Below are 13445 nucleotides of genomic sequence, written 5' to 3' on the forward strand. Positions count from 1 at the left end.
CCCGGCATGCAGACTGGGGACATGACCGCCGACGACAACCGGATCGACCGGCGCTGGGAGCAGCTGCACACCTGGGGGCCGTACGGGTTCCTCGGTGTCAGCATCGTCCTCGGGGTCGTCTCCGCCGACCCCGGCACCCCCCGGTCGACGTGGCTGACCGCCTGGTCCCTGGTCGGCGCCGCGGTCGTGCTGCAGCTGTGGTGGCACGCCAAGCGGTCCCGCCGAACCGACCGCGGCCGTACGCCTTCCGCGGCCGGGAGCGCGTACTACGCGCTCCGCTGGGCCCTCGCCTTCGTGCTCACCTGGCTCAGCCCGTTCTTCGCGTTCTACGCCGCCTCCGGATACATGGACGCCGACGAGCTGCTGCCGCGCCGGTGGCGGCGGCCGGGGCTGCTGGCGAGCGCCGTCACCGTGGCCGGCGCGCAGACGGGCGGGATGCCGTTGCGCAGCGTGCTCCAGTGGCTGCTGTTCGGCGTGCTGCTGGTCGCCAACTCCGTACTCCAGGTGGGGGTCGCCCACCTCACCGAGCAGGAGAAGCAGCGGTCCCTCGAACGCACCGAGACCATCGCCGCGCTGCGCCAGGCCCTCGACGAGAACGCGGCGCTGCACGCCCAGCTTCTCCTCCAGGCACGGGAGGCCGGGGTCGCCGACGAGCGCCGCCGGCTCGCCGCCGAGATCCACGACACCATCGCGCAGGGCCTGGCCGGAATCATCGCCCAGCTCCAGGTCGTCGCCAACACCCCCGATCCGGCGGTGGCCGAGGACCACGTGGGCCGCGCCCTCGCGCTGGCCCGGCACAGCCTGGGGGAGGCCCGCCGTTCCGTGCACAACCTGGCCCCGGTCGCGCTGGAGCACGACGGGCTGCCCGAGGCGCTGCGGAAGACGGTCGCCGAGTGGGGCGAACGGACGGGCATACGCGCCGAGTTCACCGTCACCGGCACCGCCGAGCAACTCCACGAGGAGGTCGCGGCCACCCTCCTGCGCATCGTCCAGGAGGCGCTGTCCAACGCCGCCCGGCACGCGCGGGCCTCCCGGGTCGGCGTCACCCTCTCCTTCCTCGGCGACTTCCCGGGCGGCGAGGTCATCCTCGACATCCGCGACGACGGCACCGGCTTCGACCTGCTCGCCGTGCCCGCCCGCAGTCGCGCCGGCGGCTTCGGCCTGGACGGCATGCGGGCCCGCGCCGAGCGCATCGCCGGCTCCCTGACCGTGGAGTCCGAACCGGGGCTCGGCACCGCGCTGTCGGCGCGCGTACCGTTGGTCCGCCATGACAACTGAGCCCCCGATCTCGCTGCTCATCGTCGACGACCACCCGGTGGTCCGCGACGGCCTGCGCGGCATGTTCGAGTCCGCCCCCGGCTTCACGGTCCTCGGCGAGGCGTCCGACGGCGCCGAAGCCGTCACGCTCGCCGGCACCCTGGACCCCGACGTGGTCCTCATGGACCTCCGCATGCCGGGCGGCGGCGGAGTCGACGCGATCCGCGAACTCACCCGGCGCGGCGCCCGCGCCAAGGTCCTCGTCCTCACCACGTACGACACCGACTCCGACACCCTTCCCGCGATCGAGGCGGGCGCGACCGGCTACCTCCTCAAGGACGCCCCGCGCGAGGAACTCTTCACCGCCGTCCGCGCCGCCGCCCAGGGCCGCACCGTCCTCTCCCCGGCCGTCGCCTCCCGCCTGGTCTCCGCCGTCCGCACCCCCACCGCCCCCGGCAACGAGCCACTCTCCGCCCGCGAACGCGAAGTCCTGACCCTCGTCGCCCGGGGCACCTCCAACCGCGAGATCGCCCGCGAACTCTTCATCAGCGAGGCCACGGTCAAGACCCACCTCACCCACCTCTACGCCAAGCTCGGCGTCAACGACCGAGCGGCGGCGGTGGCGACGGGGTACCAGCGGGGGATTCTGGGCCAGCACGGTGCTTGACCGGCGGTCGTACAGGAATGGGGTCGGATGATTTCCCTTGCTCATTTGGCAGATCTGGCACGGCGATTCGAGGCTGACCTCTCCTTACCCGTCGAACCACTCCGACTGGGGGACCGGGCAATCGATGTCGACACCACCCCCGCCATCATGGGATGCGTCAACCTCTCTCCGGACTCCACCTATCGGGAGAGCGTCGCGACCTCGACCGGGTCCGCTGTCCGAAAGGGCCGCATCCTCGCGGCACAGGGCGCCGACATCGTCGACATCGGCGCCGAGTCGAGCAATCCCCGCACGCGACAGGTCTCCGCGGCGGAGCAGGTGGCCGCCCTGGCGCCGGTCGTGAAGGCGCTCGCCTCGGAAGGCATCGCCGTATCGGTCGAGACGTACGAGCCTGCCGTTGCCCGGTCGTGCCTGGACGCGGGGGCGCTCCTGGTCAATTACTCGGGCGGGCCGGCATCGGACGGCGAGATGTTCCCCGTGCTGGCCGACCACGGCGCGGCAGTCGTCCTGTGCCATGTCGAAGGGAGGAACTCCAGGGACGTGGGCGCCAAGGGCATAGACGAGGACCCCGTTCCGAGAATGCTGGAGTACTTCGAGAGACGCGTGGACCACGCCCGTTCGGCCGGAGTCGAACGAATCGTCATCGACCCCGGCATCGGCTTCTCCCACGACAGGCACATATCCGCCGACACCCGTGTGCACTATCAGGGCCGTGCCCTCCTGAACACGTTCCGGCTTCGGCGGATGGGCCTTCCCATCTGCCACTCCTTGCCGCATGCCTTCAGCCTCTTCGAGGACGAGTTCCGCACCGCCGAAGGCTTCTTCACGGTTCTGGCGCATCTCGGGGGAACGGGCGTCTACCGCACCCACGAAGTTCCCCGGACAAGGGCGGTACTGGCCGCTTTGCGGGCACTCGGCCCGCAGTCCTTCGCTCCCGGAGCCTAGCGCGGGCACGGCAGAGGACCGGGGGCGGTCGTCGGTGTCGACGGGTCAGTCGGCCACTCTCAGCAAGAGCACCGCGCGTCCCGGCACCGTGATCGCCGTCCCGGACTCGTGGACCACTGCCGGCTCCGCGTGCTGGTCCTCCAGTGAGGTGTCCACCAGTACCTCGTAGCGCTGCGCCCACGGCGGGCCCGGCAGGACGAACTGGGTCGGGCGGGCGCCGGCGTGCAGGACGGTGAGGAAGCTGTCGTCGAGGACGGGGGCGCCGCGGTCGTCGCGGCCGGGTATGTCCCGGCCGGAGAGGAACATGCCGAGGGTGGCGGCGGGCGCGTACCAGTCGCCCGCGGTCATCTCCTCGCCGTGGGCCGTGAACCAGGCCAGGTCGCGCAGGCCGTCCGCCGAGTGCGCGCGGCCGGAGAAGAAGGCGCGGCGGCGCAGCACCGGGTGGCGGTGGCGGAGCCGGATGAGGCGGGAGGTGAGGTCGAACAGGGGCCGCCAGGCGGGGTCGTCGAGCAGGCTCCAGTCCAGCCAGCTGATGTCGTTGTCCTGGCAGTAGGCGTTGTTGTTGCCGCGCTGGGTGCGGCCCAGTTCGTCGCCGGCGACCAGCATCGGGACGCCCGTCGAGAGGAGGAGGGTGGTGAGGAGGTTGCGGAGCTGGCGCCGGCGGAGCGCCTGTACGCCCTCGTCCTCCGTCTCGCCCTCCGCGCCGCAGTTCCAGGACCGGTTGTCGCCGGAGCCGTCCCGGTTCTGCTCGCCGTTGGCCTCGTTGTGCTTGCGCTCGTACGACACCAGGTCGCGCAGGGTGTAACCGTCGTGCGCGGTGACGAAGTTGACGGAGGCGTAGGGGCGGCGGCCGCCCCAGGCGTAGAGGTCGCTGGAGCCGGAGAGGCGGTAGCCGAGGTCGCGCACGTCCGGGAGGGCGCCGCGCCAGAAGTCGCGGACGGCGTCCCGGTAGCGGTCGTTCCACTCGGTCCACAGGGGCGGGAACGCGCCGACCTGGTAGCCGCCGGAGCCGACGTCCCAGGGCTCGGCGATCAGCTTGACCCGGCGCAGCACCGGGTCCTGGGCGATCACGGCGAGGAAGGGGGAGAGCATGTCGACGTCGTGCATCGAGCGGGCCAGCGCGGCGGCGAGGTCGAAGCGGAAGCCGTCCACGCCCATCTCGGTGACCCAGTAGCGGAGCGAGTCGGTGATGAGGCGCAGCACGTGCGGGCGGACCACGTGCAGGGTGTTGCCGCAGCCGGTGTAGTCCGCGAAGCGCCGGGCGTCGTGGTCCTGGAGGCGGTAGTAGCCCCGGTTGTCGATGCCCTTCAGCGAGAGCGTCGGGCCCAGCTCGCCCGCCTCCGCGGTGTGGTTGTAGACGACGTCGAGGATGACCTCGATCCCGGCCGCGTGCAGCGCCCGGACCATCCGCTTGAACTCGCCGACCTGCTGTCCCGTCGTACCGGAGGCGGCGTAGGCCGCGTGCGGGGCGAAGTAACCGATGGAGTTGTAGCCCCAGTAGTTCTTCAGGCCGCGCCTGAGCAGGTGGTCCTCGTGGGCGAACTGGTGGACGGGGAGGAGTTCCACGGCCGTCACGCCGAGGTTGACGAGGTGGTCGACGGCGGCCGGGTGGGCCAGGCCCGCGTAGGTGCCGCGGAGTTCCTCGGGTATCCCGGGATGCAGCCTGGTGAAGCCGCGCACGTGCAGCTCGTAGATGACGGAGTCCGCCCACGGGGTCTTCGGGCGGTGGTCGTCGGACCAGTCGTCGTCATCGTGGACGACCACGCCCTTGGGGACGTACGGCGCCGAGTCGCGGTCGTCCCGGACGGTGTCGGCGACCTGCTGGTCCGGCCAGTCCCGGACGTGCCCGTACACCTCGGGCGGCAGCGCGAACTCACCGTCCACCGCCCGCGCGTACGGGTCCAGGAGCAGCTTCGCCGGGTTCCAGCGGGCGCCGGTCCACGGGTCCCAGCGGCCGTCGACCCGGTAGCCGTACCGCTGCCCCGGCAGCACGCCGGGCACGAACCCGTGCCAGATCTCGTGCGTGAGTTCGGTCAGCGGGATGCGGGTCTCCCGCCCCTGCTCGTCGAAGAGGCAGAGCCGGACCGCCTCCGCGCCGGCCGCCCAGAGCGCGAAGTTGGTGCCCGCCACCCCGTCGGGCCCGACCCGGAACCGGGCGCCGAGCGGTGTCGACGCCCCCGGCCACGCCGCCGGGACGGGGAGGGGCGTCCCGTTCACCGCGGGCCCGTTCACCGCGGGGGCGTGCGCCGTGGCGCCGTCCGCCCTCGGGGCCCGCGCCGGTGCCCCCTGCTGCTCGGCTGCGCTCGTCACCTGTCGGCCCCTTTTTGTGTCCCGCGGCTCGCCGACCACCGGGGCGCGCCCATCCGCGTCCGAGCAGCCGACGGCGCCCGGACTCCCGGTCCCGGGCACGGTCGGCGGCTCGCTACGGACGTGCCCGCCACGGCTCGCGCACGGGCACGGCGGCTCCCCAGCTCGTCGTCCTTCCCTCTGTTCTGCCCAGTGCCGGCGTCGCACTCACGTTTCCCAGGGGCATGCCCGCTCGTTGAGCCGCACGTGAGGCATCCACAAGGGCGCGCACGGCGCGCGGGGGCCGCGTTGGCCGCGGCACTGACATGGGCGGGGCTGCTGGCGGGAGCCGCCGGCTGCTCCTCGGACGGCACGCACGGGCTCGGCATCGACCACGTCCTCGGCGGCAGACCCGCGGCGCCCGAGGACGTCATCCGCATCTCCCCGGACGACGGCACCAGGGCGGTACGGCCCGACAAACCGCTGATGGTACGGGTGCCCAGCGGCCGCCTGGAGTCCGTCAGCGTCGTCAGGTCCCAGGACGCCCAGGACTCTCCGGTCCCCGGGCACATCGCCGGGGGCGGCACGATCTGGCGGCCGGACGACCCGAAACTCGCGCTCGCCGCCAAGTACACCGTCGACGCGGTGGCCGTCGACGGCACCGGCCACCGCTCGGCCCGCCACACCACCTTCACCACGCTGGTCCCCGACGAACGCTTCATCGGGTACGTCACCCCGGAGAACCGGGCCACCGTCGGCACCGGCATGATCGTCTCCCTCGCCTTCAGCCGCGACATCGAGGACCGCGCCGCCGTCGAACGCGCCATCCAGGTCACCGCCAGGCCCGCGGTCGAGATCCGCCCGCACTGGTTCGGCAAGAACCGCCTCGACTTCCGCCCCGAGAACTACTGGCACCCCGGCACGGTCGTCACGGTCGGCCTGAACCTCCGTGACGTCCAGGGCGCCCCCGGCGTCTACGGCCTCCAGTCCAAGACGTTCACCTTCACCGTCGGCCGCAGCCAGGTCTCCATCGTCGACGCGGCCGCCCACACCATGGAGGTCCGCCGGGACGGCGAACTGCTCGCCACCGTGCCGATCACCGCGGGGGCGCCCGAGCACACCACCTACAACGGGAAGATGGTGGTGATGGAGATGCACGACGTGACCCGCATGAACAGCCGCACCGTCGGCTTCGGCGGCGAGTACGACATCCCCGACGTCCCGCACGCCCTCAAGCTGACCGACTCCGGCACCTTCCTGCACGGCAACTACTGGGCGCCGGACGCCCCGGGCCGCGTCAACGTCAGCCACGGCTGCGTGGGCCTGCTCGACGTGAAGGGCGGCAGCTCGGACACGCCCGCGGGCTGGTTCTACGACCGCAGCCTCATCGGTGACGTGATCGAAGTCGTGAACAGCAAGGACAAAATGGTCGCTCCCGACAATGGCCTCGGGGGATGGAACATGGGGTGGAAGGAGTGGAAGGCGGGCGGCGCGGTCAAGTAACCAGGTGGGGGGGCGGTGGGGGCGAGAAGTTGCGACGCAACGGTGACATTCGCCCAACACCAAGCTCAAAACCCTGCGGTTACTATGCGCCAATGCGCGCGCCTGACGCGCCGGGGTGGGCCTGACCAGGCCCTGGGAGGGGAGAACGACTTTGAACGAGCGGCCGATATCGGGGGCGTCGGTGCGGGGGAAGCGGCGCAGGCAGGGGATGGCTGTCGTCGCCGGTGTCCTGCTCATGGCCGTCACCGCCTGCGGCGGGGGCGGCTCCTCCGACAAGGGGGCGGACCCGGGCAAGGCCAAGGACGCCACCACCCAGGCGAGCAAGCAGTCCGTGGCGACCGTCAGCATCAGCCCCAAGTCCGGCGCGACCGGCGTGGACACCAGCGGGGAGCTCAAGGTCAGCGCCGCCAGGGGCAAGCTGACCGACGTCGAGGTCAAGGACGCCAAGGGCAAGGAGATAGCCGGGGCGATCGCGGCGGACGGCGCCAGCTGGACGCCCGCGACGCACCTCGCCAACTCCACGAAGTACACGGTGCACGCGGTCGCGAAGGATGCCGACGGACGTGAGTCGGCGGAGGACTCCAGCTTCACGACGCTCACCCCGAAGAACACGTTCGTCGGTTACTTCACGCCGGAGGACGGTTCCACGGTCGGTGTCGGCATGCCGTTCTCCGTCCACTTCACCCGGGGCATCACCGACCCGGCCGCGGTGGAGAAGGCGATCACCATCAAGACCGAACCCGCGGTCGACGTCGAGGGCCACTGGTTCGGCAACGACCGGCTCGACTTCCGCCCGGAGAACTACTGGAAGTCCGGCACGAAGGTCACCGTCTCCCTCAACCTCGACGGCGTCGAGGGCCGTGCCGGGGTGTACGGCGAGCAGGCCAAGACCGTGAAGTTCACGATCGGCCGCAACCAGGTGTCCGTCGTCGACGCCAAGAAGCACACGATGAAGGTCATGCAGGACGGCAAGGTCGTGAAGACCCTCGCGGTCACGACCGGCAAGCCGGGCTACGACACGTGGAACGGCCAGATGGTCATCAGCGAGAAGCTGCGCGTGACGCGCATGAACGGCGAGACGGTCGGCTACGGCGGCGAGTACGACATCAAGGACGTGCCGGATGCGATGCGGCTGACCACGTCCGGGACGTTCATCCACGGCAACTACTGGGGTGGCGACGCGTTCGGCAACTACAACGCGAGCCACGGGTGCGTCGGCCTCCGGGACATCCGGGGCGGCGGTGACCGTGCGTTGCCCGCCGCCTGGTTCTTCGACCACTCGATCATCGGGGACGTGGTGACGGTGAAGCACTCCAACGACCAGACCGTGTCGCCCGACAACGGCCTCAACGGCTGGAACATGTCGTGGAAGGAATGGACTGCGTAGTCGTTCGGCTGCGGGTGCGTGGGGGCTGGTCGCGCCCACGCGGCGGAGCCGCGCATCGACACAGCCCCGCGCCCCTGACGGGGCAGGCTGCTGAACGGGCGTTAACCTGCCAGGCATGACTGTGACCCTCGAAGTCTCCGAAGGCGTCGGCACTCTCCGCCTCGACCGGCCGCCCATGAACGCGCTCGATGTCGCCACCCAGGACCGGATCAAGGAGCTGGCGGAGGAGGCCACCCGGCGCGAGGACGTGCGCGCCGTCGTCGTGTACGGCGGTGAGAAGGTCTTCGCGGCCGGCGCCGACATCAAGGAAATGCAGAACATGGACCACGCGGCCATGGTTCTGCGGTCCCGTTCCCTCCAGGACTCGTTCAGCGCCGTCGCCCGGATTCCCAAGCCGGTCGTCGCCGCCGTCACCGGCTACGCGCTCGGCGGCGGTTGCGAGCTCGCCCTCTGCGCGGACTACCGCATCGCCGCCGACAACGCCAAGCTCGGGCAGCCCGAGATCCTCCTCGGGCTCATCCCGGGAGCCGGCGGCACCCAGCGGCTGCCGCGGCTGATCGGCCCGTCCAAGGCCAAGGACCTGATCTTCACGGGCCGTATGGTCAAGGCCGACGAGGCGCTCGCCATCGGACTCGTCGACCGGGTCGTGCCCGCCGCCGACGTCTACACCGAGGCACACGCCTGGGCGGCGAAGCTCGCGCAGGGCCCGGCGATCGCGCTGCGGGCCGCCAAGGAGGCGGTCGACACCGGCCTGGAGACCGACCTGGAGACCGGGCTCGCCGTCGAACGGAACTGGTTCGCGGGGCTGTTCGCGACCGAGGACCGCGAGCGCGGGATGCGCAGCTTCGTCGAGGAGGGGCCGGGCAAGGCCAAGTTCCTGTGATCTTCGTCCTGCTGTGAAAGCCCCGAACCCCTTGCAATTGACGCGATGTCTGATTCCGGGTCCCCCGATGGGGCGGATTATGGGAACCTTAAGGCAACCCTAAGCCCGCCTTGTCGAGGGGGTCTGGCGATTGCCCGGAGATGGAACGTCGTCGCAGGTCGGACCGGCTTCCGATGCCTTCGGAATGCCGATGGCATATGCCGATCACCCGGTGACGGGTGGAAGCTTTGCGGGGGCGTATTCCCCGGGAACGGCCACGGAGGGCGCTCCGGACGGCCATGATGGGGGCATGGCGGGGCTGGAGGGCATCGAACAGCCGCGGGGACACAGCCGTGCGGCCGCGGCGCGCTGGTCGCCTGCGGTCGAGGACGAGCGGGCGCTCAAGGCGATCGAACTGTTCGGCAATCCGACGGACGCGGAGGTTCCGCTGCCGTCCCGCCCCGAGTCCGCGGCGACCGCCCGCCGGCTCGCCCAGGTCGTCGTCCTCCGCCAGTGGCGGCTCAGCCCCAGGATGACGGAGGACGCGGTCTTACTCGTCTCCGAACTGGTGGGCAACGCCGTACGGCACACCGGTGCCCGGGTGTTCGGCCTGCGGATGCGCCGCCGCCCCGGCTGGATCCGGGTGGAGGTGCGCGATCCGTCGCGCGGCCTGCCCTGTCTGATGCCGGTTCAGGAGACCGACATCAGCGGCCGCGGCCTGTTCCTGGTGGACAAGCTGGCGGACCGCTGGGGTGTTGATCTGCTGCCGAGAGGCAAGACGACGTGGTTCGAGATGCGGGTAGCCGATCGATAGGCCACAACGTGCAAAAACAATCCATTTCGGGTCAATAGCCACCTTTCTTACCTATGCACCTTTAAATGGTGCAGGTGACCCCCACCCGCCGACGCGACCTTCTCCGCGCAAGCGCCGCCTTCACCGCCGGAGCCGCGCTCATCACCGGTTGCGGCAACCCCGGTACGGCCACCGCGGCATCCTCCGCCAGCACCGGCCCCACCGCACCGTCGGCTTCCCCCCACCGGTTCCCCTTCCAGGTCACCCACGGCCCCCGCACCACCGCGTCCGTCGCCCTCACCTTCCACGGCCAGGGCGACCCCACCCTCGCCGACCAGCTCCTCGCCACCGCCGAGCAGCACGGCGCCCACCTCACCGTGCTGGCCGTCGGCAGCTGGCTCGACACGTATCCCACCATGGCCCGCCGTGTCCTCGACGGCGGCCACGACCTGGGCAACCACACCCAGCGGCACGTCTCCATCAACGCCATGGCGGAGGCGGACGCCCGCAAGGAGATCACCGACTGCGCGGAGCGGCTCAGGCGGCTCACCGGATCGATCGGGACCTGGTTCCGTCCCTCGAGGGCGCCGACCGCCTCCCCGCTCGTCGCCCGGCTCGCGGCCGAGGCCGGCTACCCGCACGTGCTGTCGTACGACGTCGACTCGCTCGACTACACCCGGCCGGGCGCGTCGGCCATCACCCGCAAGGTGCTCGCGGAGGTCACGGGCGGCTCGGTGGTGAGCATGCACTTCGGGTATCCGGACACGGTCGCCGCCCTCCCCGCCGTCCTCCAAGAACTGAACCGCCGTGGACTGCGCGCGGTCACCACCACGGAGCTGCTCAGCTGATGCGAACCACGAACGCCGCCCGTCTGCTGTCCGCCGGTGCCGTCCTCGCCGTCCTGGCCCTGCTGCCCGCGTGCAGCGGCGGCTCCGAGAGCCCCGCCGCACCGGCCGCCGGCACCACCGCGGCCGTGCAGCCGCCGGTGAAGAAGGCGGAGCCGGCCGTCGACGTACTGCCGGGGATGCCCCCGGTCCTGGACCCGAAGGACGTGTACGCCGCCGACCGCCCCGGCAACCTCTCGCCCGTGGTCAAGGGCTTCCCGTCCCTGGTGTACGTCCCGAACACCAACTCCGACACGGTCTCGGTCATCGACCCGAAGACCTACCGGGTGATCGGGACCATCCCGGTCGGCCGGCAGCCGCAGCACGTGGTGCCGTCCTGGGACCTGAAGACCCTGTGGGTCAACAACGACCTCGGCAACAGCCTCACCCCCATCGACCCGAGGACCGGCCGGGCCGGCAAGTCGGTCGCCGTGCACGACCCGTACAACCTGTACTTCACGCCCAACGGCAGGTACGCGATCGTGATGGCCTCCAACGACCGCCAGCTGGTCTTCCGGGACGCGCACACCATGCGGACCGTCAAGGCCGTCCCGGTCAGCTGCTACGGCGTCAACCACGCCGACTTCTCCCTCGACGGCCGGTACTTCATCGTGTCCTGCGAGTTCAGCGGCGAAGTGCTCAAGGTGGACACGGAGCAGATGAAGGTGCTCCGGCAGGAGAAGCTGCCGTACCACGGCGCCATGCCGCAGGACGTCAAGGTCTCGCCGGACGGCAAGCGGTTCTACATCGCCGACATGATGGCCGACGGGGTGTGGATCCTGGACGGCGACGCCTTCACCAGGCCGACCTTCATGGCCACCGGCAAGGGCGCGCACGGGCTGTACGTCAGCCGGGACTCCCGCGTGATGTACATCTCCAACCGGGGCGAGGGCACCATCTCCCTCTTCGACTTCGCGCAGAACCGGCTGACCGGGAAGTGGCGGCTGCCCGGCGGCGGCAGCCCCGACATGGGCGGGGTCTCGGCGGACGGCAAGGTGCTGTGGCTCTCCGGCCGGTACAACTCCGAGGTGTACGCCATCGACACCCGCACCGGCGCCGAACTGGCCCGCATCCACGTGGGCAGCGGCCCGCACGGACTCGCCGTCTACCCGCAGCCGGGCCGCTACTCGCTCGGCCACACCGGCATCTTCCGCTGAGGCCGGGTGAGGCCGGGTGAGGCCGGGCCCTCGGGCCTCAGGCCTTGAGCAGCAGCGCCTCCGCGCCCACCGGCACATAGCCGGCCGCCTGGAAGGCCCGGACGCTGCGGGCGTTCCCCGGCGCGACCTGCGCCCACAGGGGTTCGTCCGCGAGCTGCCGGGCGGCGGCCACCAGGGCCCGGCCCAGCCCCCGCTGCCGTACCCCCTGGTCCACCTCCACCGAGACCTCCAGGCGTCCCGCGACGCCCCGGCCCAGTACCAGCACGCCGCCCGCCACCGTCCAGGCGCGCACCTCGTCCCGGCGGGCCCGGGCGTAGGCGACCCGGGAGTGGTCGGGGCCGGTGAGCTCGGTGAGGGGGAGTTCCGGTCGGCCGGGCAGCGGGCGGGCCACCAGCAGCGCGTCGATCGTCTCCTGTTCGCGGCCGGTGCGGTCCATCAGGGCGGTGAGGAAGCGCGAGTTCATCGTCGCGGCCAGCGGATCGCTGGGGGTGGCGCGCAGGGTGTCGTACACCCACTCCGGGTCCTCGTCGACGAAGACGACCGAGTGCGCGGTGAAGGAGAGCACACCGGCGTCCCGCGGGGAGGGCTGCGGTACGACGGTCGTACGGCCGTCGGGCGGCGGGAAGACACCCTGGGCCGCCGCGTCCAGAATGTCCCGCAGGGTCTCCGTCACCGTGCTCCTCGACTCCCCGTGGCTCCTTGAGTCTCCACCCACTGGAAGGCCCACACTCGCAGACATGATCGACGACGGCACCGGACTCTTCACCATCGGCGAGCTGGCGAAGGCCACCGGGCTGACCGTGCGCACCATCCGCTACTGGTCGGACGAGGGCGTGCTCACCCCGGTGACCCGCTCCGCGGGCGGCTACCGGCTCTACGACGCCGAGTCGTTCGCCCGCCTGGAGCTGATCCGCACCCTGCGCGAGCTGGGGCTCGGCCTGGGGCACGTGCGCCAGGTGCTCTCCGGCGAGCGGACCGTGGCGGAGGTCGCCGAGACGCACGTGGCGGCGCTGGACGCGCAGATCCGCTCGCTGAAGGTGACCCGCGCGGTGCTCTCGACGGTGGCGCGACGTGGCTCGAACGCGGAGGAGATGACCCTGATGAACAGACTGGCACGGCTGTCGGCCGCCGAACGGCAGCGGATCGTGGACGACTTCGTGGAGGAGATCTTCGAGGGGCTGGACACGGCCGACCCCTGGATCCGGGAGCGCACCCGGACCCTCGGGGTGGCACTGCCCGACGACCCCGGCCCCGAGCAGGTGGACGCCTGGGTGGAGCTGGCCGAACTGCTGCAGGACCCGGACTTCCGGGCGGCGATGCGCAGGATGATCGAGTTCAACGCGGCCGACCGGGGGCCGGACACCCCGGCCGGTGCCTCGCAGTGGTTCTTCCGCAAGCTGGTCGACGTCGTCGGTGCGGCCCGCGGGCGCGGGGTGGCGCCCGAGGCGCCGGAGGCGGACGCCGTGCTCACCGAGGTGTTCGGGGAGGGCACCGACCGGGCGGCGGTGCTGCGCCGGATCGACCTGGGCAACGAGGTCGCCCGCTATCGGGAGTTGGTGAACATCATCAAGGGTGCTCCGGCGCCGCCGCAGTACCAGGAGGAGTTCGGCTGGGTGGTCGCTGCGCTGAAGGCCTGGCCGGGCCGTTAACCTGGCCTGCGGCACTACGCCGGTACGGCAATGGAAACACGGACATAAAGGGGCG

General features: G+C 71.3%; 12 protein-coding genes. 10 read left to right on the plus strand and 2 right to left on the minus strand.

The features are described 5' to 3' along the window. Positions 1-21 precede the first annotated feature (21 nt). The 3 genes from ACFY0K_RS37995 to ACFY0K_RS38005 are packed head-to-tail and all read left to right on the plus strand — an operon-like array spanning position 22 to position 2869. On the plus strand, positions 22-1278 hold the full coding sequence (locus tag ACFY0K_RS37995; protein WP_390643907.1) for a sensor histidine kinase: 1257 nt from the start codon (positions 22-24) through the stop codon (positions 1276-1278). After that, positions 1268-1924: a response regulator gene (locus ACFY0K_RS38000; protein WP_390643707.1), complete on the plus strand. Its 657-nt coding sequence runs from the start codon at positions 1268-1270 to the stop codon at positions 1922-1924. Before ACFY0K_RS37995 ends, ACFY0K_RS38000 begins: the two co-directional genes overlap by 11 nt. A gap of 27 nt (positions 1925-1951) precedes the next feature. After that, positions 1952-2869 carry a dihydropteroate synthase gene (locus tag ACFY0K_RS38005; RefSeq protein ID WP_390643708.1) on the plus strand — a complete coding sequence of 306 codons (918 nt, stop codon included), beginning with the start codon at positions 1952-1954 and terminating at the stop codon, positions 2867-2869. 45 nt (positions 2870-2914) lie between these two features. Here the strand turns inward: ACFY0K_RS38005 and glgX are convergent, their stop codons facing one another. Then, positions 2915-5101, minus strand: coding sequence for a glycogen debranching protein GlgX (gene glgX / locus ACFY0K_RS38010; RefSeq protein WP_390643908.1), 2187 nt, complete (start codon positions 5099-5101; stop codon positions 2915-2917). Positions 5102-5422: 321 nt separating this feature from the next. Between glgX and ACFY0K_RS38015 the strand changes: the two genes are divergently transcribed. The 6 genes from ACFY0K_RS38015 (at position 5423) to ACFY0K_RS38040 (ending at position 11741) form a co-directional block, all read left to right on the plus strand. After that, positions 5423-6658, plus strand: a complete 1236-nt coding sequence (locus ACFY0K_RS38015; protein ID WP_390643709.1) for an Ig-like domain-containing protein — start codon at positions 5423-5425, stop codon at positions 6656-6658. A gap of 208 nt (positions 6659-6866) precedes the next feature. Beyond that, positions 6867-8045 (plus strand): Ig-like domain-containing protein, encoded by a 1179-nt coding sequence (locus ACFY0K_RS38020; RefSeq protein WP_390643710.1) that lies wholly within the window; start codon positions 6867-6869, stop codon positions 8043-8045. Positions 8046-8160: 115 nt separating this feature from the next. Next, the gene (locus ACFY0K_RS38025) at positions 8161-8928 is read left to right on the plus strand and encodes an enoyl-CoA hydratase/isomerase family protein (protein ID WP_390643711.1); all 768 of its coding nucleotides are present in this window, start codon (positions 8161-8163) and stop codon (positions 8926-8928) included. A 289-nt stretch (positions 8929-9217) separates the two neighbouring features. Beyond that, positions 9218-9721, plus strand: a complete 504-nt coding sequence (locus ACFY0K_RS38030) for an ATP-binding protein (protein ID WP_351961362.1) — start codon at positions 9218-9220, stop codon at positions 9719-9721. 65 nt (positions 9722-9786) lie between these two features. Beyond that, positions 9787-10548: a polysaccharide deacetylase family protein gene (locus ACFY0K_RS38035; RefSeq protein ID WP_390643712.1), complete on the plus strand. Its 762-nt coding sequence runs from the start codon at positions 9787-9789 to the stop codon at positions 10546-10548. Continuing rightward, on the plus strand, positions 10548-11741 hold the full coding sequence (locus tag ACFY0K_RS38040) for a hypothetical protein (protein WP_390643713.1): 1194 nt from the start codon (positions 10548-10550) through the stop codon (positions 11739-11741). The genes ACFY0K_RS38035 and ACFY0K_RS38040 overlap by 1 nt, the downstream gene beginning before the upstream one ends. A gap of 37 nt (positions 11742-11778) precedes the next feature. On the opposite strand, the gene ACFY0K_RS38045 is transcribed toward ACFY0K_RS38040, so the two are convergent. Continuing rightward, complete coding sequence (locus tag ACFY0K_RS38045; protein WP_390643714.1) at positions 11779-12414, minus strand: GNAT family N-acetyltransferase; 636 nt, start codon at positions 12412-12414, stop codon at positions 11779-11781. 64 nt (positions 12415-12478) lie between these two features. On the opposite strand from ACFY0K_RS38045, the gene ACFY0K_RS38050 reads away from it, so the two are divergent. After that, complete coding sequence (locus tag ACFY0K_RS38050; RefSeq protein ID WP_390643715.1) at positions 12479-13390, plus strand: MerR family transcriptional regulator; 912 nt, start codon at positions 12479-12481, stop codon at positions 13388-13390. The last annotated feature ends 55 nt before the right edge of the window (positions 13391-13445 follow it).

The sequence above is a fragment of the Streptomyces sp. NPDC001507 genome (assembly GCF_042894765.1).
Taxonomy (GTDB): Bacteria; Actinomycetota; Actinomycetes; order Streptomycetales; family Streptomycetaceae; genus Streptomyces.